16 protein-coding genes are annotated in these 21,712 nt (G+C 48.8%); 13 read left to right on the top strand and 3 right to left on the bottom strand.

All coding sequences use genetic code 11. The features are described 5' to 3' along the window. Positions 1 to 255 precede the first annotated feature (255 nt). Entirely contained in the window at positions 256 to 1,107 is an 852-nt protein-coding gene (locus tag HMPREF1548_RS28990; RefSeq protein ID WP_286138005.1) for a reverse transcriptase domain-containing protein, read from the top strand. A 616-nt stretch (positions 1,108 to 1,723) separates the two neighbouring features. On the opposite strand, the gene HMPREF1548_RS30530 is transcribed toward HMPREF1548_RS28990, so the two are convergent. Beyond that, entirely contained in the window at positions 1,724 to 1,903 is a 180-nt protein-coding gene (locus HMPREF1548_RS30530) for a hypothetical protein (RefSeq protein WP_155858249.1), read from the bottom strand. Here HMPREF1548_RS30530 and HMPREF1548_RS30880 point away from each other — a divergent pair. From HMPREF1548_RS30880 to HMPREF1548_RS13535, 8 genes are all read left to right on the top strand, one after another. Further along, a complete protein-coding gene (locus tag HMPREF1548_RS30880; protein WP_353612050.1) occupies positions 1,827 to 2,234 on the top strand; it encodes a hypothetical protein in 408 nt (135 codons plus the stop codon). The genes HMPREF1548_RS30530 and HMPREF1548_RS30880 overlap by 77 nt on opposite strands. Positions 2,235 to 2,682: 448 nt before the next feature. Further along, entirely contained in the window at positions 2,683 to 4,137 is a 1,455-nt protein-coding gene (locus HMPREF1548_RS13565) for a sugar transferase (protein ID WP_035322098.1), read from the top strand. 109 nt (positions 4,138 to 4,246) lie between these two features. Then, positions 4,247 to 5,359 carry an LCP family protein gene (locus tag HMPREF1548_RS13560; RefSeq protein WP_021636785.1) on the top strand — a complete coding sequence of 371 codons (1,113 nt, stop codon included), beginning with the start codon at positions 4,247 to 4,249 and terminating at the stop codon, positions 5,357 to 5,359. A 39-nt stretch (positions 5,360 to 5,398) separates the two neighbouring features. Continuing rightward, positions 5,399 to 6,109 (top strand): class B sortase, encoded by a 711-nt coding sequence (locus HMPREF1548_RS13555; protein WP_021636784.1) that lies wholly within the window; start codon positions 5,399 to 5,401, stop codon positions 6,107 to 6,109. 23 nt (positions 6,110 to 6,132) lie between these two features. Further along, a complete protein-coding gene (locus tag HMPREF1548_RS13550; protein WP_035322116.1) occupies positions 6,133 to 7,290 on the top strand; it encodes an LCP family protein in 1,158 nt (385 codons plus the stop codon). Positions 7,291 to 7,370: 80 nt separating this feature from the next. After that, a complete protein-coding gene (locus HMPREF1548_RS13545) occupies positions 7,371 to 8,072 on the top strand; it encodes a hypothetical protein (RefSeq protein ID WP_025490139.1) in 702 nt (233 codons plus the stop codon). Positions 8,073 to 8,672: 600 nt separating this feature from the next. Beyond that, the gene (locus tag HMPREF1548_RS13540; protein ID WP_021636779.1) at positions 8,673 to 8,939 is read left to right on the top strand and encodes a helix-turn-helix domain-containing protein; all 267 of its coding nucleotides are present in this window, start codon (positions 8,673 to 8,675) and stop codon (positions 8,937 to 8,939) included. A gap of 203 nt (positions 8,940 to 9,142) precedes the next feature. Beyond that, a complete protein-coding gene (locus tag HMPREF1548_RS13535) occupies positions 9,143 to 11,491 on the top strand; it encodes a type I phosphomannose isomerase catalytic subunit (protein WP_051358391.1) in 2,349 nt (782 codons plus the stop codon). Between the two features lie 155 nt (positions 11,492 to 11,646). Here HMPREF1548_RS13535 and HMPREF1548_RS13530 read toward each other — a convergent pair whose 3' ends face one another. Both HMPREF1548_RS13530 and aroF read right to left on the bottom strand, forming a co-directional pair. Continuing rightward, entirely contained in the window at positions 11,647 to 12,771 is a 1,125-nt protein-coding gene (locus HMPREF1548_RS13530; RefSeq protein ID WP_021636776.1) for a prephenate dehydrogenase, read from the bottom strand. Between the two features lie 130 nt (positions 12,772 to 12,901). Further along, the gene (aroF, locus tag HMPREF1548_RS13525; RefSeq protein WP_021636775.1) at positions 12,902 to 13,918 is read right to left on the bottom strand and encodes a 3-deoxy-7-phosphoheptulonate synthase; all 1,017 of its coding nucleotides are present in this window, start codon (positions 13,916 to 13,918) and stop codon (positions 12,902 to 12,904) included. Between the two features lie 476 nt (positions 13,919 to 14,394). Between aroF and HMPREF1548_RS13520 the strand changes: the two genes are divergently transcribed. The 4 genes from HMPREF1548_RS13520 to HMPREF1548_RS13500 all read left to right on the top strand — a co-directional run. Next, the gene (locus tag HMPREF1548_RS13520) at positions 14,395 to 16,485 is read left to right on the top strand and encodes an elongation factor G (protein WP_021636773.1); all 2,091 of its coding nucleotides are present in this window, start codon (positions 14,395 to 14,397) and stop codon (positions 16,483 to 16,485) included. Positions 16,486 to 16,842: 357 nt separating this feature from the next. Then, positions 16,843 to 17,676, top strand: coding sequence for a rhamnulose-1-phosphate aldolase (gene rhaD, locus HMPREF1548_RS13515; RefSeq protein WP_025490135.1), 834 nt, complete (start codon positions 16,843 to 16,845; stop codon positions 17,674 to 17,676). A gap of 461 nt (positions 17,677 to 18,137) precedes the next feature. After that, the gene (locus HMPREF1548_RS13505; RefSeq protein WP_035322092.1) at positions 18,138 to 20,144 is read left to right on the top strand and encodes a beta-galactosidase; all 2,007 of its coding nucleotides are present in this window, start codon (positions 18,138 to 18,140) and stop codon (positions 20,142 to 20,144) included. Between the two features lie 4 nt (positions 20,145 to 20,148). Then, on the top strand, positions 20,149 to 21,712 hold a 1,564-nt coding region (locus HMPREF1548_RS13500; protein WP_021636767.1), incomplete at its 3' end, for a glycoside hydrolase family 2 protein.

Below are 21,712 nucleotides of genomic sequence, written 5' to 3'. Positions count from 1 at the left end.
CCCGATCCTGCCACAGTTGTTTATAGTTACCTGCTTATGATAACAAAAGGTACTGGATAAAACAATCTGTCGTGGAATACAGCGGATTATTTTACCCGGTGCCTATTTTTATTTGTATTAAAAACGGTAAAAATGGAGCGTATAATTTGTGAAATAATAACTAAAGAGGAATACAGCCGGAACCTGGAAGAGAACTTGGAAAAAGTGGTGGAGAGGCTAAAGAAGAAATCGTATAAGCCACAGCCGGCAAGGCAAGTGGAAATACCCAAGGATAATGGCAAAACCAGACCACTAAGTATTTACTGCTATGAGGACAAGTTGGTACAGGATGTACTCAGAAGAGTGCTGGAAGCAGTGTTTGAACCTCATTTTTATGATGGGATGATGGGTTTCCGTCCGGGAAGGGGATGTCATAAAGCAATACAGAAATTAAATGTAATGCTGGAGCAGCGCCCCACAAACTATGTGCTGGATGCAGATATCAGGAACTACTTCGGAGAGATAGACTATGAATGGGCAGTCAGGTTTGTAGAAGCACGGATAAAAGACCCGAACATTACGCGTCTGCTGCGCAGGATGCTGAAAGCAGGCATCCTGAAGGATTATGAGTATGAAGAAGCGGAACAGGGAAGCGGCCAGGGGTCATGCTGCTCACCAGTGATATCCAACATATACATGCACTACATGCTGATGTGGTGCTTTGAGGAATGTATCCGACCAAAGCTAAAAGGATACAGCGGACTTGTGTCATATGCGGACGATTTTGTGGCATGCTTCCAATATAAGGAAGATGCGGAAATGTTCTACAGGCGACTGAAAAATAGGATGGAGCACTTGGGGATGAGCCTGGAAGAGGAGAAAACGCGGCTGATAGAGTTCGGAAGATATGCGCAGGAGCGCAGAGGAAAGAAGCCGGAGACATTTACCTTCCTTGGTTTTACACACTACTGTTCAGAGGGAAAGAATGGAAAATTCCGGGTGAAGAGGAAAACCAGCAGGAGAAAGTTTGCGAAGAAATGCAGGGAAGTCCACAGTCTGATAAAGGAAATGCGGATAGAATCACTGGAAGAGATAATAAAGAAACTAAACCAGATACTTGTTGGATAGATACTACCATTACTATGGAATCACAGACAACAGTAAAAGTATCAGCAGCTTCAGATACCGTGTCATGAAGAGACTGCACCACTGGCTAAACAGACGCAGTCAGAAGAAGAGCTATACGTGGGAGGGGTTAAATGAAATGCTGAAACAATACCTATTAGCCAGCCCCAAAATCTATGTCAGTGTATACGCAAGGTAGTTGTTGAAAATTAGTTTTGCAAAGAGCCGGATGCTGGAAAGCCGTACGTCCGGATCTGAGGAGGGGTGTGTCCTGTAAGGGACACATCTACTCGACCACCATTCCTTACATTTCCCCAACAATTTTAATCTCCCCCCTAGAATTTTTCTTCCAACTATGCTATAGTATCCAAGATAGAGCAATAAACGTATAAAAAATACCAGTTTTAAAAAACTAAGTAACAACCCTTGTAACATTTACCAATAAAAACCAGTCAAACCACCATTTGATTTGCCGTAAAATCTATTGACATAATAGAACATAACATCATATACTAATAATCAGAAATTTTACATATTTTCGTAATTCCTATATTTGAGCATTACGAAATGTACCTATATATAATAAGGAAGACAATATGAACCAACCCCAAGTTCCAAGTTATACCCCCAAATGGCTGCCACCCACAATGTGGGCCATTTTTACAATAATCCTGCTGGTTACATTAACATTGTCCTTCCAAACCGGCACTGCCACAAAGGCCCTGGAGAAGCCCCTGGTATCCCAGGTAACCAACACAATGACAACCCTTCCTTCCGAGGAAGCAATCCTGACAATCACCTATTACATCAGGCAGATAGGACGTGCTCTGTTATTTTTTCTGCTCGGCCTTACCGGAAGCTGGTCAATCCACCTTACCTTCCGCAAAACTGCCGCCAGGAACCGGCTCCTTGGAACTACCCTTATGTTGTTTATAATATCGTACTTCACAGAAAAAATGAAAATATTTATCCCAGGAAGGCACTATTCCTTCCCGGAATGCCTTGAAAGCTTTCTTTTCGGCATACTGGGCTGTATCTGCATAACCTTTCTGCTATACTATTTACGCCGCATAGCCAGCCGGCCGCCGGAAAATAATATAAATAAAACTACCTCAGGAAGTACGAAATAATATTGGTGCATCCGACATTATATCTGTGTATACTGTTTTCAGCTTCCATCACAGAAAACCAGGCACCAGGTTCCGCTGGAGGCTCATATTCGCAGAGCGGATATGGTGTAATAGTATAATATCATCAGGATATCAAAAAGTTTGCATCACACAATTAACCTAAAAGCCACACAAAATGCAGCATAAAATCCTTTCATTATTTTTAGAACAAGATAAAAATTTCCTATCAAAGGGAAAATAAAAATCAAATACAAAAGCAGGCCGCAGCGCACACTTAAATTAAGCACTGATTATATCCAACACATAATTTTCATTAATCTTCATTATGTCGGATTTAACCATACTTAAACCGCAGCACATACCGCATTACACAAACACACAAAAGGTTCCCAACCCTGACACGGTTTCTAACCCGGCCTCAAACGCGCCGTCTGCCCCCTGGAGGAATATGTACCAGAAAAAGTCCAACTTACAAAATCTCATAATAATATCAATAGACTGCCTTGTCCTTGTACTTAGCTTGGGCATTGCCAATTACATCCGGCATCAGAAGTTCTTCAAAGGTCTAAACAACCCGATGGATATGAAGGTTCTGATTGCCATTTTTTTGGTGGTCTTTCTGATAATCAACCTGTTTAAGAACTGGTACAAGCAGATGCTTCTGCGCGGACCGTTCCAGGAACTGATTGAAATCATCAAACTCAATCTGGTCACCCTGGCTGGAGCTACCTTTGCCCTGTATTTCACCCGTGTTATCGACGAGTATTCCAGAAAGGTATTGTTTTACTTCGTTCTGATAGATGTGTTGCTGATGTTCATCGTCCATCAGCTGTATAAGAAGTACCTGCCGGTATTTTACCGTATGGCTGGCAATGCCAGACAGCTTCTGCTGGTAGCTACCAGTGACGAAGCAGACCTGCTCGTTTCCGAAATGAAAAACAGCAAGGATTACAGCTATGCCATCAAAGGCATCATACTCCTTGACAGCGGAAAGAAAGAAAACAGCAGTAGTAAAAGTAAAGGAACCCCTGACAGAAAAGAAGTAGGCGGCATTCCAGTAGTTGCGTCCAGCAGTGAGCTTGTGGACTACTGCCTGACTGCATCCCTGGATGAGGTAATCATCTGCGCTGACAGGAAAACCCAGGAAGAGCGGAAAAACGATATGGAAAATCTTGCAGCTATGGGACTCACCATCCATCTGCAGATTCCCGTCCTGGAGCTGGATGAGGCGCCGCAGCGCATACTTTCGCAGTTCGGCCAGTTCCATACCGTAACCTATGCCAATAAGGTGGCGCCTTTCGGCCAGCTCATGCTGAAGCGCCTTATCGATATTGCAGGAGCGCTGGTGGGAACGATTGTTCTTATTATCCTGACCATTTTTGTCGCTCCGTTAATTAAGCTGGATTCTCCCGGCCCGATATTTTTTGCGCAGAAGAGGGTGGGACGCAACGGCCGTATTTTTAAGATGTACAAGTTCCGTTCCATGTACATCGATGCGGAGGAGCGGAAAAAAGAACTCATGGCCCAGAATGAAATGGACGGCCTGATGTTCAAGATGGAGGATGATCCCCGTATTACGAAGGTGGGAAAATTCCTGCGGAAAACCAGCCTGGATGAGTTCCCACAGTTTATTAATATTTTAAAAGGCGATATGAGTCTTGTTGGGACAAGACCGCCGACGCTGGATGAATTTGAGCATTATCAGTCTTATCATAAGAAGAGGCTCAGCTTCCGTCCCGGCCTGACCGGTATGTGGCAGGTAAGCGGCAGAAGCGATATAACGGACTTTGAAGAAATCGTAAGGCTTGACGTTGAGTATATTGATAACTGGTCTGTCGGCCTTGATATTAAAATCCTGATTAAAACCGTTCTGGCCGTTTTTTCCGAAAGCGGAGCTAGATGATTTTTTTGTGCCCTGAACTCCTGTTTTAAACGGATATTAAGTTCTGTTTAAAAATGCCGATAAGCTATAAGGAGACAGGAAAACCAAAATAACGAATGAGGATAATTCTATGGAAAAAATGAGTAAAGCGGATCTGGAGAAAGAAGAGATTCTGAATCCGGAGAAAGCGGAGAAAAGACGGCGCAGAAAGAAAAAAGCCCGTATTATGGCTGTGGTGACTGTAATCTGCATGATTCTGGTGGTATGCTGCACCGGTTTTATCGTAGTCAGGGCCATGGGAAAGAACAGTATTATGAGTAAGGCAACAAGCCCGTCACCGTCGCTGTCCACGGATCTGAACGTAATGGATAAGGTGGAGCAGTGGCAGGACGGCTGGGTCGGCTACAACGGTAAGGTATATGAGTATAATGACGATATCATGACCTTCCTGGTCATGGGTATTGATAAGAAGAGTACTTCACCGCAGACGGGCAGCGGTATCAGCAACAGCCAGGCGGATGCCATTTATCTGGTGGTGATGAATCCGCATACAAAAAAAGTGGATTTGATTGCAGTTAACCGGGATACGATTGCAGATGTGGATGTATATTCCCAGCCCGGCGCTTATGCGAATACGATTAAAACACAGATCGCCCTGCAGTATACCTATGGCGATGGCAAGGTCAAGAGCGCACAGCTGATGGAAAAAGCAGTTTCTAAGCTGTTTTACCAGCTGCCTATACATGGCTATGTGGCCATCAGTATGGATGCCATCCCTACGATTAATGATACTATCGGAGGGGTAGAGGTGCAGTGTTTGCAGGATTTGACGGAGGTGGATCCCCTGTTGAAGCAGGGAGAGACGCTGAAGCTGGAAGGACAGTCCGCATTCTGGTATGTGAAATATAAAGATGTGAATGCTTCCCACGGAAGCAGCGACAGGCTGGAACGTCAGACACAGTATATCCAGTCGTTTGTAGGCCAGGCCAAGTCTGCGTTTAAGGCGGATGTTGCCATGCCTCTTACACTGTTTAAGAAGCTCGGCCCTTACATGGTGACGGATATCAAAGCGGACGAGGTAACCTATCTTGTTTCAACAGCCGCTGCTTATAAGTTCAGCGGTGAGGTGCACAATCTGGCGGGAGAATCCAAAACCGAAGAAGGAAACGAAGCCTTTTATGTGGATGATAATGCACTTTATCAGCTGGTAATTGACCTTTTTTACAATGAAGTACCACAATAATATCCCCACAATACTTTATATGACAAAGGTAAAGATAAAATGATACGAAAAAAGAACTGCCTGTTGCTAACTGCTCTGATTTTGTATTCAGCCGTACTTGCCGGCTGCGGCAGCACTGCCGCCCAGCCTGAAGAAAACACGGTGCCGGCTGAGACTGCCCTGGAAGATTTTAAAAGCGCCGGCGATAAAAACGATATAGCCGCCCTGCAGCAAATCAATCCGGAGGCTTATGCCTGGCTGGAAATCACCGGCACGGATATCAGCTTCCCCATACTGCAGTCTGCGGAGGATGAAACCTTCTATCTGACCCATAATATTTACGGGGAAGAGGATGACAACGGATGTATCTATACGGAGTATTACAATAATACGGATTTTGCCGATCCCAACACGGTTATTTATGGCCGCAACAGGGATGAAATGTTCGGCAAGCTCCATCAGTTCCAGGACAGGGATTTTTTTGATACCCATCGTGAGATAAAGATTTACACGGCGGGAAAAACTTTGACCTATAAAATCTTTGCCGCGTATACCTATGATGACCGGCATTTGATTGCCACCTATGATTTCTGGGATCAGCTTGTTTTCTCCAATTACCTGGAGGATGTATTTGCGATTCGGGCGATGGATGCCTTTATCGATGATTCGGTGGAAGTGACGGCTGAAAACAAGATTATAACCTTATCCACCGGAGCGACGGGGCAGGATGACAAGCGTTATCTTGTGCAGGCTGTGCTGGTAACGGAATAGGCCTGGAAAGGCAGATGGCAGGAATGGAACAGAAGAAGAGAAAGAAAAAAAGAAGAAAAAAGAAAATGTCCGGTGCCGTAAAATTCGGCATTGGCGTACTGATAGCTGCAGGCATTCTGCTCATGCTGGCCCTGATTGTACTCATCGCCTATTTTTGGATGGACAGTCATGGGAAAAGCGCGTTTGCCGAGAAGCAGGAAGCGGTTCCGGAGCAGATGCAGCAGGCTGCGTCCTCATCCGATGTGTCGGGCAATGATGCGGATGAGGCGCTGGAGGCGGGAAGTATCCGCTATAACGGGAAAACATATGCCTATAAAAGCGATGTCCTGACCTTTTTGTGCATGGGAATTGATAAAACGGGGGAAGTAAAGGCCTCCAAGGATTTATACAGAGGCGGACAGGCAGACGCGCTGTTCCTGGCGGTGCTGGATCCCGGCGATAAGAAAATTAATATCATCGGTATCAACCGTGATACCATGACTGAAATAAAAACCTTCGATCCCAATGGCTTATATGCGGGAAAAGAGGTGGCGCAGATTGCGCTTGCCCATGCTTACGGCGAGGGGCTGGAGGAGAGCTGTGAAAATACGGTGGAGGCTGTATCCAACCTGTTTTACGGGCTGCCGATTCACGGCTACTGCGCACTGAATATGAGCGTAATAAGCACTATCAATGATGCCGTGGGAGGCGTGGAGGTTACCATTCCGGAATCCCTGGCAGGCGTGGGAATGAAAATCAACGGGAAGGGCTATGGCTATAACTGGTCAGCAGGGGACAGAATCCATCTGCAGGGAGAGGAAGCCTATGTCTACATAAAATACAGAGACACCAGGGTAGCCCAGAGCGCGGATGAACGTCTGATCCGCCAGAAGACCTATCTGCAGGGCTTTGTGAATCAGGCCAAGGCGGCGGTGAAGCAGGATATGACGCTTCCGCTGAAGCTATATACGCAGGTTTTGCCATACATGGTAACGGATATTTCTGCCGATGAGGCGGTATATCTGGCCGGACAGGCTTTATCATACAGTTTTGATGAAAATGATATTTATACAATGGAAGGGCATGTGGAAATGGGTGAAGTGTTTGAAGAATTTTACCAGGATGACACCGCCCTGTATGAATTGATTTTAAAGATTTTTTACGATGAGGTGACTCCACCTGGTACTGCGTCAGGCAGTTAAATAATGGTATTAGCGTCCGGGCAGCCGGACGTTGATATATAGAAGCCACACACAAAAACTAAGAAAGGGGGATGATTGACATGAAAAAGAAAGTGGCAATTGTTCTTTCAGTAATTCTCGCATGCTCTATGAGCATGACCGCGATGGCGGCTCCCAGCCCGTCCATCCAGAAAGAGCCCGTTGCGCAGGTAGTAGTTAACCCTACTGTCGGCACAGCAGGCAACAATGTTGCAGTACAGGCTACAACTGTTAACAGTGAAAAGTCAGCAGTTCTTCCTGGTACAACCTTCAAGACCGCTAGCGGACAGGTTGTAGATCCTGCTGCAGTAGCAATGGTGGTAGCACCTTCTACAGCAGAGCAGGCTCAGGCAGCAGCAGCATCTCTGGTTGCCGCACTGGCTTCCAGCAAAATGCAGGTAGTTAACTTTACCGGCAAGAGTGCTCTGTCTCTGACAGACACAAAGGGCAATCTGAATGTTGTTAACAACATTACAATTGGCCTGACAACAGCTTCTGGTGAAGCAGTTGCTCAGAACGGATCTGTTTCCGCAGCATTTGCGCTGACAGAAATCCTTGGCGGCACTGCACTGGCTGAAGGGGAAACCATTCAGGCATTATATCAGAGAGCTGACGGTACATGGGTAGCTGTACCTGTAGTTATTAAGAACGGTACGGTTGCAATCGCACTTCCTGCATTCGGCGGTGCTGTAAATGTAACCTTCGTAGTAGCAAAGGGCGCTTCTCTTGAAGATGTTCCGGCTACAACTTCACCCAGAACCTGATAGTTCCGGGCTGAATATTATTTCCAATCAATAAATCAATTTGTGTGGTTTCAAAAACGTCTGGATACCTGAACATCGGGTCCAGGCGTTTTTCCTTTTCAGGGGGGATTTGGCGCCTGATGTTTTCCAATGACACTTTTAATGATACTCCGTAACTGTTGTACAATTAGGTTTGCACTTAAAATGAACGAAATAGTAATAGTTTGACACAGAGACGCAGCAGTGGAATGAATTGACAAAAGATACAGAATAGCGTTTTATTGGATTGGAATTATTAGAAAATATGCGATAATACCAATGCCTTTTCTATAATATAGCATAGATTTTCTTTGAAAAAATTATGTGCATAAAGGTATAAATCAAAATGGATAATCATTTTTTTTGTGCACAATAACGGAACAGGTACATGCTGATTGGCAGATGTGCCATATATGGCACATCATTTTCTTCTTCATCAAATCAGAATCTATCGTCTGTAGTAATAAATTAAAAAGTTCGGTAAAATACTACTACAGTTCAGTGGAAAAAGCAATTCTTGCCTGAGGAATATGCTAAACTGAAAAAAATCGAAGTTTGGTAAATTTTGGGAGCAAGGTGCTAATGATGATGGATTATGTAGTTATTATGCGTGGCTTAAGAGAAGACAACGATGTAAAACAAAGGGAGGTGGCGGAGTATCTGAATATAGACCAGAGAGTCTATTCCAGGTATGAGCGCGGGCAGAATGCCATGCCGGTGCGTTTCATTCCTCTGCTTTGTGACTACTATAATGTATCAGCTGATTATCTCTTGGGCAGGACAAGGGAAAAGGATTTCCCCGGAGCCGACAGAAGCCGCAAGCTGGGGACCACCAGGAAAAACGGGTAAGACAAAACTGAAGAGGGTGCATGAAAGCTGGCTCGCTGTGCAAAGCGGCTTTGATGCAGTAAAAAAGAACGGCGCGCGCCGTTCTTTTTTCTGTGCATCATTCTTTTTTCTTGAGAAAAAACGGATAATCGGATATAGTATTAGGTATGACGCTTTCTACAGGCAGCGTCATACAACAATCAGAAAAGCAGGAGCAGATGCATATGAAATGTCTTGTGCTGGCGGGCGGCAGGGGAGACCGGCTGTGGCCGCTGTCCAGGAAAAATTATCCCAAGCAGTTTATCAGTATCCAGAAGGATCATTCCATTTTTCAGGAAACGATTGCCAGGAATATTCCCTTCTGTGATGAATTTATCATAGTGACCAACAAAGAATACCAGTTTATCGTGGAAAACCAGATGAAGGCTTTCCAGGGCATCACCTATCGGCTGGTGCTGGAGGAGGTGGGGCGCAAGACGACGGCGGCCATTGTGCTCTCCTGTCTGCAGTTCCCTTTTTCCGAGCTGATGTTTGTGGTGGCAAGCGATCATCTCATCGACGGCCCTACCTACAAGGATGATGTGACGAAGGCTGCGGAGCTGGCAAAGGAAGGGTGGCTTGTCACCTTCGGGATGGATATCCGCAAGCCGGAGACCCGTTTCGGATATATCCGCTGTCAGGGTGAGGATGTGGTGTCCTTCATTGAAAAGCCGGATGCGCAGACAGCGGCCTCTTATTTTCAGGCAGGGGATTATCTGATCAACAGCGGCATGTTTTTATTCCGCGTGGGAACGCTGATTCAGGAAATCAGGAAATTCTACCCGTGGCTGTATAATTCCTGTGAGGCGGCTTTTTATATGCGGAAGGTGAAGGGGCGCCATACCTTTTATCCCGCCGGGGTGCTGGAGGGGATACAGGCCGTTCCCATCGAAAAAAGCGTCTTCGAAAAGACCGGGAAAGGGAAGGTGATTCACAGCTCCTTCCAGTGGCAGGATATCGGCAGCCTGGAGGATTTGTCCCTTACCGGTATCCAGAGGGATGAGAGCAATCAGATCGTATACGAAAGCAGGAATACCACGGTGCTCAATCAGAGCGCCCGTCAGATTGTGGTGGCCAATAACCTGGAGGATATCACCATTATCAATACGGAGGATGCCGTTTATGTGGGACGGACCGGGGAATCTGAAAAGCTGAAGGATATCATGCGGGAGAACCCGGAGGAACAGCATTATTTTGACCAGGGGCGGGTGATATACAAGCCCTGGGGGACATATGAGCTTCTGAACGTAAATCCCATGTATGTAGTCCGTAAGGTAGTGGTTACCGAAGGAAAGACCATATACGCCCATCAGCATGCCCACCGGACGGAACACTGGATCCTTGTATGCGGCAGGGCGCGGATTATCCTGGAGGGCGTGGAAGGGGAATATGGGGCCAATGACAGCATTGAGGTCCCGCGGAATACCACGCACCAGATTTCAAATATCGGGAATGAGCCGTTGGTTTTCATGGAGATTTCCACCGGTACCATGGTAGAGGAGCGGGATTTGATTTCCATCCGTTCCCGGGATCTGACGGAGGCGGAGCTGGGTTATCAGACGGAGCCCTTTGTGCGTCTGCTGCCTGCCTTCAAGGATTACCTCTGGGGCGGCACCAGGCTGCGGGATATTTATGGCAAAAAATGTGATTATGAGATTATCGCTGAAAGCTGGGAGCTGTCGGCGCATAAGGAGGGGCAGAGCATTGTGGCCTCAGGAAGGCATAAGGGCCTTCTTTTCTCAGAATACCTGGATCGCATCGGTAAAGAGGGCTGGGGCTGGAAATGCCAGCCTCTGGAGAGGTTTCCGCTTCTGGTCAAGCTCATTGACGCCAGGGAGAACCTGTCCGTGCAGGTGCATCCTGATGATGCCTATGCGCTGGAAAAGGAAAATGAATACGGTAAAAATGAGATGTGGTATATCCTGCAGTGTGAGCCGGATTCCTGCATTTACTGCGGCTTCCGGCGGGATGTGACCCGGGAGGAGGTGGAGCAGGCCGTCCGGGACGATACCATTCTTTCCCTGCTAAACCGCGTGCCCATCAGACAGGGGGAGGCATTCTTTATCCCGGCGGGAACGGTGCATGCCATCGGCAGGGGAAGCCTGATCTGCGAAATCCAGCAAAGCTCCAACTGCACATACCGTCTGTATGATTATAAACGTAAGGACAAGTATGGAAATTACCGGGAGCTTCATCTGGACAAGGCTCTGGCGGTAATGGATTATAACCGGTATGAGGTACAGCGTTTTGACAGTGAGACGATAGAAACACCTGCATATGTGTGCCATATTTTAAGCCGCTGCAAGTATTTTGAATGCATCAGCTGCAGGCTCCATGGAACCTATCAGCTGGAAGGGGACGGAAACTCCTTCTATTCCGTGTTATGTGTGCAGGGAGAGACGGCCCTGCGATGCGGGGAAGGCGGAAACAGCGCGGAGCTGGCGATGAAGGCCGGCGACAGTGTCTTTATTCCCGCCGGGGAAAGAAAATTCCTGCTGGAAGGCGACGGAGAGCTGATTATCACTCATATTTAAAAAGCATTTCCGGCGAACCTGCATGTGCCGGAAATGATACCGGCCGGAAATACATCGGTTGAAAACTGACCAGCCGGAAACCGTAACCGGTCGACCTATCTGTAATCAAAGACTGCGCCGAATCCCTTTCCCTGGATTCGGCGCAGCCTTTCATGTTATTTTTTCAAAAAAACCGTATATCCCCTGCTGTTCAGCAGCTTCGCCGCCTTCTCAATAGCGGCTTCTTCATAAAACTCAATCCGCAGGACGCCGTCCTCGGATTCTCTGTTATGTACAATCCCTATATTTTTGATACTGATGTTGTTGAGGGCCAGCAGCGTGGCCACAGACGCCAGGGAACCGGCTTCGTCGGGAATTTCCACATTTACCGTATAAACCTTCTTAATCGGCCCGCTGGAGGCATCTATGAAGGAATCACGGTAATTCCGGGCGCAGTCAAAGAAGTCATACAGGTGTCCGGCGTCGTGCCTGTCAATTTCATCCTTTACCTTTTCCAGGGAGCTGATATAGCGTTCCAGCAGCCGGGAGATATTTTCTCCGTTGGTGAGGCAGATTTGCTGCCACATGACGGTGGAGGAGGAAGCGATGCGGGTGATATCCTTAAAGCCTCCTGCCGCAACCAGCTTCATGATGCCGTCCTCATTGTCGCTCGACTTTACCAGATTTACCAGGGAGGAGGCGATTACATGGGGCAGATGGCTGATGGCCGCCGTCACATAATCGTGCTGCCTGTAGTCCAGAATCAGAGGAATGGCGCCCATGGCCTTTACCAGCGCGGCATAGCGTTCCAGCTGCCTGCGGGGGACATCCCGGGTGGGGGTCAGGATATAATAGGCATTTTCAAGAAGAGAAGCCTTGGAGTTCTGGTAGCCGATCCGCTCGCTGCCAGCCATGGGATGCCCGCCGATGAAGCAGGAGGTCAGGCCCAGCTGTTCGATGTGCTCGTGGATCGTGGTTTTTACGCTTCCCACATCGGTGAGGATACAGCCGTTCTCTTCCGCATTCAGTAGAAAAGAACGGATGAGCAGCAGATTACTGTCATTCTGGGAGACGGGGGCGCATAAAAATAAAAAGTCGCAGCTGGTAAATGCAGCGCCGTTGTCTTCTCCGATATGATCTGTGACTTCGTCCGCAGTGCCCTCCGCAAGGGCCAGCTTCAGAGTTGCCGGATCGGTGTCGCAGGCGCGGATAAAGCAGCCGGGATAAGCGGCGCGGATTGCTTTGGCGATGGAGCCGCCGATCAGACCAAGCCCCAAAAAGGCAAAAGTCATTTGTTCCATGGATGTTTACTCCTTCATTTCCGCACAGACAGCGGGCAGGGAGAGTTTCCTCCTCCACCCGTCTGCGCAGGGTATTTGGCTTCTGATGCGCGGGCCCGCAGAAGAACCGTCACACGAAAGGAAAGCTTTGTTACCGGAAAGTCCGGCCAGCCAGCCTTGCGTAAGGTGTGAGCTCTTCTGTGAGCCGGGCAAATTTTTCAAAGGTCAGTGACTGTGGGCCGTCGGAGAGCGCATGGGCGGGATCATTATGTACCTCGATCATCAGCCCGTCCGCGCCGCAGGCCACGGCAGCCTTGGCGAGAGGTGAAACATATTTGTATACGCCGGTGGCGTGGGAGGGATCTACGATGACAGGAAGGTGGGTCTTTTCCTTCAGTACGGGAACCGCGCTGAGATCGAGTGTGTTCCTGGTAGTGGTCTCAAAGGTACGGATGCCTCTTTCACATAATACTACATTGGGGTTGCCCTCCGCAATAATATATTCTGCGGCGTTGAGCCATTCGTCAATGGTGGCGCTCAGGCCTCTTTTCAGAAGGACAGGAAGACCGGAACGGCCCGCTTCCTTTAATAGGATGAAGTTCTGCATGTTTCGGGCGCCGATTTGAATCATGTCCACGTACTTTACTGCGGCTTCAATGGCTTCATTGCTCACCACCTCGCAAATCGTTGCCAGCCCGGTTTCCTTTTTGGCTTCCTGCATGTAGCGCAGGCCTTCTTCCTCCAGGCCCTGGAAGGAGTAGGGGGAGGTCCTGGGCTTGTAGGCACCGCCGCGGAGTATGGTGGCGCCGGCGGCCTTCACCGCATGGGCGATGGACATGAGCTGCTCCTGGGTTTCCACGGCGCAGGGACCTGCCATGATGGTCAGGTTGTCAGGGCCGATTACCGTGGGGCCGACCTGGACGACGGACGGTTCGGGATGGAATTTTTTATTGGCCAGCTTGTAGGTTTCCGTTACGGGGACGATTCGGTCCACATCCTTGAAGCTGATGAGGTTTTCGGTGGACAGACGGCTTTTGTCGCCGACAACGCCGATGATGGTTACCTCTGTGCCCTGGGAAAGATGGGCGTTCAGCCCGCTTCCCTCAATATATTCCTTGATTGCCGTGATACTGGACTCGGCGGCCTGGGGTTTCATTACAATAATCATGGGACGGCTTCCTTTCTTTGATAAAATGCAGCTGCGAAGGTATTTAACAGCTGCAAATGTTTTTTAGTCAGTAATAATGCATGCAGCTATTAATATAGCACTTTAACGCGCGAAAGTCAACCGGTTGAGGAAACAGATTCTTGTTAAACAGGAACCGGCCGGAGAAACGGATACTTTTTAAATAAAAACGGATGATTTTTATTTAAAAAAAGCGCAGCGGTTTATGCATTCGGCTGAGGCGGCAGCATGGTATAAGTGGCTTTTCCCTGATTTTACGGGCTTTCGCAGGCCCTTGTGAGAGGTTGGAGATGAAAGAGCGGAATGTCCAAAAAATAACTTGTATAAAATGTTGAAAATTGCTTGTAAAATTTTCTGACATTTAGTAAAATATACCCATGGGGTTCTGGAAGAGAATTTAAGTGGATTGGGGACTTTGACAGAAAACCCGGAAATCGCATAATACGGAGGAATTCAGTATGAACATTTACACAACAGACAAGATTCGTAACGTTGTTCTTCTGGGACATGGCGGATCAGGCAAGACTAGTTTAGTAGAAGCAATGGCGTATTTGTCCGGAATCACATCCAGGATGGGAAAGGTGGCCGATGGAAATACGGTCAGCGATTTTGGCAAGGAAGAGCAGAAGAGAAAATTTTCAATCAGCACGTCCGTTGTCCCGATTGAATGGGAGGGTGTGAAGATTAATATATTGGATACCCCCGGTTTCTTTGATTTTGTCGGTGAAGTGGAAGAAGCAGTCAGCGCTGCGGATGCGGCTATCATCGTTATTTCCGGTAAGGCCGGCGTGGAAGTGGGAACCCAGAAGGCATGGGAGCTGTGTGACAGATACAAGCTGCCCCGTATGGTGTTCGTAACGGATATGGATATCGATAACGCTTCCTACCGTCAGATCGTGGAGGATATGACCAATCTTTACGGAAAGAAGATCGCACCGTTCCATCTTCCCATCCGAGAAAATGAGAAATTTGTGGGATACATCAACGTTATTTCCGAGACCGGCTACAGATGGCAGGGCAAGGAGGTTGTGGAATGTGACATTCCTGAATACAATAAGCCGAATCTTCAGATTTGCCGTGATACGCTGATGGAAGCGGTTGCGGAGACCAGTGAAGAATTCATGGAAAGATATTTTGGCGGCGATACCTTCTCCGAAGCGGAGATCAGAGCGGCGCTGCGTACCAATATCAATGACGGAAGCATCGTTCCCATGTCCATGGGCTCCAACATCCTGGGACAGGGCATCTATACGCTGCTGGATGATATCGTAAAATACCTGCCCAGTCCGGAGGGACGTGAAATCGCAGGCATTAATATGAAGACAAAGGATATTTACCAGGCGAATTATGATTTTGCAAAGGCAAAGAGCGCATTTATTTTCAAGACCATCGTAGATCCTTTTATCGGGAAATATTCTCTGATTAAGGTTTGCTCCGGCGTCCTTAAGACGGATGATACGATGCTCAATTACGATAAGGACATAGAAGAAAGAATCGGCAAGCTTTACGTACTGCAGGGAAGCAAGCCCATTGAGGTGAGTGAGCTTCATGCCGGGGATATCGGCGCGCTCGCCAAGCTGACGGGAGCGAGGACGGGAAATACCCTTTCCACCAAGGCTACTCCCATTGAATTCGGCAAGGCGGAAATCTCCGTCCCTTATACCTCCAAGAGATATAAGGCTAAGAACAAAGCCGATATTGACAAGATTTCACAGTCTCTGACCAAGATGACCCATGAGGATCTGACACTGAAGGTAGTGAATGATTCTGAAAACCACCAGTCACTGCTTTACGGCATGGGCGATCAGCATCTGGATGTTGTGGTGAGCAGGCTCCTGAATGAATATAAGGTGGAAATCGAACTGAGCCAGCCCAAGGTTGCGTTCCGTGAGACTATCCGCAAGAAATCGGATGTGGAATATAAATATAAAAAGCAGACCGGCGGACATGGACAGTACGGCCATGTTAAGATGAAATTTGAGCCGCTGGGAGATCTGGAGAAACAGTATGAATTTGCCCAGGAGGTAGTAGGCGGCGCTGTGCCGAAGAACTATTATCCCGCAGTGGAAAAGGGACTTCAGGAATCCGTACAGAAGGGCCCGCTGGCCGCTTATCCGGTGGTAGGCGTGAAGGCTATTCTGTACGATGGATCCTATCATCCTGTGGACTCTTCCGAAATGGCATTTAAGATGGCCACAATCCAGGCCTTCAAGAAAGGCTTCATGGATGCGGGACCGATTCTTCTTGAGCCGATTGCTTCTTTGAAGGTTACCGTGCCGGATCAGTATACCGGTGATGTTATGGGTGATTTGAACAAGCGCCGCGGCCGTGTCCTGGGAATGACTCCTATTGCAGGCGGAAAGCAGATTGTTGAAGCGGATGTGCCCATGACGGAGCTGTACGGTTATTGTACGGATCTTCGCTCCATGACAGGTGGCAGGGGAGATTACTCCTTCGCATTTGCCCGTTACGAGCAGGCGCCTTCCGATATCCAGGAGAAGGAAGTAGCAGCGAGAGCCGCTAAGGTTGCGGAAGGAAGCGATGAATAAAGTCTTTTTTAGAGAAGAAAAGCAGTAACCGTGAAGGAAGAACAGTTACGAAAAGGATTATAATATTGGGGTAAGGACGCCGAAGCTGTTGGGGGACAGCTTCGGCGTCCTTTTTTAGTAAATCTATACAAATATGACTGATTGATTCCGAAGTTTAATACAAAACAAATAAAAACAATAAAAACCACAAATATAATGTTGATTTATGAATGATTTAGGTATATGATAGGAAGGTAAAAAGAAACGTAACTGCGAATGTATTTAACAGCTGCAAAGAAATGAACATATGATGCCCGCGGCCGTCAAACCATGGTACGGCGGGAAGCAGTCTTGTATATGACAGGAAAGGAGATTCCCATGAAGGTTTTGGATTCTAAATTTGTGAAGGATTTTATTAAGATGGCGGACGATGGTTATCATGAAGGCTGGCATGAACGAAACGGCGGCAATCTTTCTTACCGGATTCGGCCGGAAGAGGTGGAGACCATCCGCAGCAGGCTGAGCGACCGCGGCGAATGGACGCCAATTGGCGTGAGCGTACCGGATCTGGCAGGGGAATTTTTCCTGGTGACGGGTACCGGAAAATATTTCCGTAACATCATTGTGGATCCGGAGGCCTGCATTACCATTATAGAGATTGATGAAAAGGGTGAAAATTACCGCATCCGCTGGGGCCTGGTGGAGGGCGGCGGCCCTACCAGCGAACTGCCCACCCATCTGATGAACCATGAGGTGAAGAAGCGGGTGAGCAACGGTAAACACCGGGTTATTTACCATGCCCATACCACCAATGTCATTGCCCTCACCTTTGTCCTTCCGCTGAAGGATGAAATCTTCACCAGGGAGCTGTGGGAAATGGCTACGGAATGTCCGGTGGTGTTTCCTGACGGCGTAGGCGTAATCGGCTGGATGGTTCCGGGAGGAAGGGAAATCGCGCTGGAGACAGGAAAGCTGATGGAGAAGTACGATGCGGTTATCTGGGCACACCATGGCATGTTCTGCTCCGGAGAAAACTTTGACCTGACCTTCGGCCTGATGCATACCATAGAAAAATCCGCTGAGATTTTGATCAAGGTATTGTCCATGAAGCCTGACAAGCTTCAGACGATTACGCCTGACAATTTCCGGGATCTGGCCGGGGCCTTCCATTTACAGCTTCCGGAAAGATTCCTTTATGAAAAAGAAGAGTAACTGTAACCGGACGGTTACCAAGAAGCTGAATATGCTGTGATTATTTGGGAAACTGCCTGTAGGCGCAGCCTTTTCCTGCCGTGGGACGGCAGCAAAGGGGCATGCCGTACAGGCGGTTTTTTTATATGGGAAATCCCTGCCCCATTTTGGTAGCGCATCCGATGATTCCGGGGTTATCAACGGAAAGTGGACGGCAGCAGATGGCAGAATGTGAAAAACATCGCTTTTATATAAAAATGGAAATAAAAAAAGTCTGTATTCTTTTCATAAAAACGGAATTGTATAAAAAAACAAGGAATCTCACATTGCATTTCAGACTGATTTTTATATGATAGAAATAGAGGAACTGTGAGTAGCGGACAGTTGCAAAATGCAGGAAAGGGGACGGGCCCGTAAGGTCTGCCCGGTTCTTCGGCTGCAAAAATATAAGCCTGTATATGCGGGCGGACAGGAGAAATGGGATGAAGATAGACTGGAGACAGGCAGAGGCAAGGGATGCTGAAATACTGAGTACAGACGGGGACAGCTGTACCGTACTGTTGGGAGCCGGCGGGGGAGGCATTTCCCTCCCTCAGATAAAGGGGACGAAGGAACGTTATCTCACAGGTGATGTGGAGGTGCTTGAGGAGCATTCTACGGCAATGATGTTCCGCTGCTTTCTTCCGGGGCAGGAGAAGGAGAACCTTTTTATGCGCTTCGGAATCCTGCCGCAGTTCAAAACGAGAATCTGCCTGGATCTGGATTTGCTGGATAACAGGACAATATTTACGAACCGCACGCCGGGCACGCTGAAGCTGGTGGTGCACGGGCAGCGCACGCAGCGGGAAGAGGTGGAACGTTTTGAACTGGGCATGGATGAAATGTTCCATGATGTAAAGGTGCGTTTTGAGAACTTTACCATGTCGGATACCATGCCGGAGGAATTCCCGGTGCCTTCAAAAAAGCTGGTGGATGAATTCGGCCAGTGGATGGGGAAGGAATGGCCGGGAAAAATCCATTCCAGGGAGGAACTGAAGGAAAAGTATCAGGCGCTGGAAGGAAAGGCTGAGTATCCGTTCCCCGAATGGAATGTGTGGGGCGGTGATAAGACGAGGAAGCTGAAAGAGGGAACCGGCTTTTTCTCTACCTGCAAAACACCGGACGGCAGATGGCATCTTACCGATCCGGAGGGCTGCGATTATTTTTCCCTTGGCCCCTGCGGAACGCGGGCAGGTGAGTGGGGAAGGATTGACAGCTTTGAAAACTGCTGCGAATGGCTTCCGGAGGAGGATGCGCAGTATGCGGAATTTTTTGAGGAAGGCAGCAGGAGGAGGACTGCTTATATGCCGGTGGATCATTACAGGATGGCCAATTTCTCCGGCATGAATCTGAAAAAAATCTATGGGGATGACTGGAAGGAAAAATGGGAAGAGATTTCCTGCCATATCCTGATGAATAACGGTATTAATTCCCAGGGGAATTTCCCGGGGATCGCAGTGAATAACGGCAGAAGCAAAATGGCCTATGTGCGGGAGCTTCCTGATTTTCCGGTTACGGACACGCTGATCTTCAGGGATTTCCCGGATGTGCTGTCTCCGGAATATGAGGAAAAATCCCGCATCTATGCAGAGAAGCTGGAGGAATGGAAGCACGACCCCTGGCTGATTGGATATTTCCTGAGAAATGAACCGGAATTTAATTTTGTGGAAAATCTGGCAATTGCGGACGAGGTGCTGCGTAATCCGGCCCAGACCTTCTGCCGGAAGGGGCTGATTGCATTTTTAAAGGAAAGATATGTGACGATAGAGGCGCTCAATCAGGCCTGGAAAACGGATTTTGGCAGCTTTGCCGCGCTGGAGGGGCCTGTTGCGGACTGCTCCGCCCGTTATCCGGGTTCGCGGAAGGATATCCGGGAATTTTCCGGGAAGCTGATTACGGAGTATATCCGTGTACCGTCCGTGGCCTGCCGGAAAGTGGATCCCAACCATCTGAATCTGGGGCTTCGCTGGTCCAAGGCCTATAACGCGGATATGATGAAGGGGTGGGAGTATTTTGATGTGTTTTCCATCAACTGCTATGACTTCGACCCCACAAGGGACATGGATTTTGTGAAAAATGCGGGCGTGGATCTTCCCATCCTTCTGGGTGAGTATCATTGCGGCGCTCTGGATCGGGGGCTGACGGCCACCGGCCTGAAGGGCGTGGCAAATCAGGAGGAGCGCGGCGTGATGTGGCGGTATTTTGTGGAAAAGGTGGCGGCGCATCCTTACGGCGTGGCCGCACACTGGTTCCAGTATAACGATCAATTCTGCCTTGGCAGGTATGACGGGGAAAATTATCAGATTGGCATGGTGGATGTATGTATGCAGCCCTATCCGGAGCTGATGGATGCTGTATATGAAACCTCAAAGGTGCTGTACCAGGTAAAAAACGGGGAAAAACAGCCCTGTGGCAGAAAACCGCAGCCCATCCCCATGATAGGGTATTAAGCTTATGAGAGAAGAACGTATTTGGCGAAGGCCGCAGATAGTGCCGATGCCGCTGCAGACCGGGAAAATCAGTGCGCCGCAGATATGCTTAAACGGGGATGGCTGGAAGCTGTGCAGTGAGCCGGGAGAAGAATTCTGGAACAGGGAAGCGTCCGGGACCGTATGGGAGGATACACAGGTGCCCATGCAGCGGACTCCTTCCGAACGGGAATATGCGTATGCCTTTGAGCTGGAGATCCCGAAGGCGTGGAAGGGACACCGGATTTTCCTGCGTTTTGACGGGGTGAACTGCAGGACGCGCGTTTTTGTTGACGGCAGGCCTGCGGGAGAGCACTACGGCGGTTTTGTAAGCTGGGATTGTGAGATAACGGAGAAAGCCGCATGCGGAGGGCGGCACTGGCTGGTTTTGGGGGTGACGGATGATCCGGGCGGAATCTGTCCGTTCCATTTCGGGGGTATCATCCGGGATGTGACGCTGTTTGCGCTGCCCCGGACGTATCTGTCCCGGCTGCATGCGGATGTTTCCTTCGACGATACTTATACGGATGCCGGGCTTACGGTTTATACGCAGCTGCAGGGAGGCGGGGGATGCATTTCACTCTCCTTATGTTCGCCTTCCGGTGAAGAAATCCTTCTGGAAAAGCAGGAGCTGCAGGCCGGGCAGGAGCATACGGAAACTTACCGGGCAGCAAGGCCGCTGAAATGGGACAGTGAACATCCCTATTTGTATACGCTGACGGCCAGCGTGTGGGAGGATGGCCTCTGCACGGAAAAAGCTTCCCGCCGTATCGGCTTCCGTGAGATAAAAAGGGTGGGAAACCAGGTGTTCCTCAACGGCGCTCCCCTGAAGCTGCGGGGGATTAACCGGCACGATATCCATCCCGTAACCGGCAGGGCCATAACCCATGAACTGGTGGAAGCGGATGTGCGGCTTTTCCGGGAGGCCAATATCAATTTTATACGCACCAGCCATTATCCGCCGCGGCCGGACTTCCTGGAGCTGTGCGATGAATACGGGATTTATGTGGAGGATGAAACCGCTGTTGCCTTTCTGGGGCAGGAAATTGACTGCAGGGAAAATGATCCGGAATTTACCTCCCGATTTATGGATCAGTTTGCAGAGCTGATCGAACGGGACAGATCACATCCCTGTGTTATTTTGTGGTCCCTGGCCAATGAGAGCTTCTGGGGAACCAATATCGCCATGCAGAATGCATATGCCCACCAGGAGGATCCCTCCCGCCTCACTATCTTCAGCTATCCCATCACCCAGCATGAGGAGGATGATCGGGCGGATATCTGGAGCATGCATTATGCGGCCTGGGATCAGGCATCCGATGCTTTGGTGGACAGCTTTAACCGTAGCTGCCATGAGCCGCTTTCCTGGCCGGTGCTGCATGACGAATCCACGCATATTCCCTGTTATGACAGAACGGATCAAAGGAGAGATCCGGGAGTGCGGGATTTCTGCGGAGAGACTATAAGCCGTTTCTGGGATAAAATCTGGAATACGCAGGGAGCGCTGGGCTGCGCCATCTGGGCCGGCCTGGATGAGGTGTGGCTTGCTT

Origin of the sequence: Clostridium sp. KLE 1755, from assembly GCF_000466465.2 — a bacterium.
Lineage (GTDB): Bacteria > Bacillota > Clostridia > Lachnospirales > Lachnospiraceae > Eisenbergiella > Eisenbergiella porci.
The sequence above is the reverse complement of the archived record's forward strand: the minus strand, read 5'-3'. Positions and strand labels throughout refer to the sequence as shown.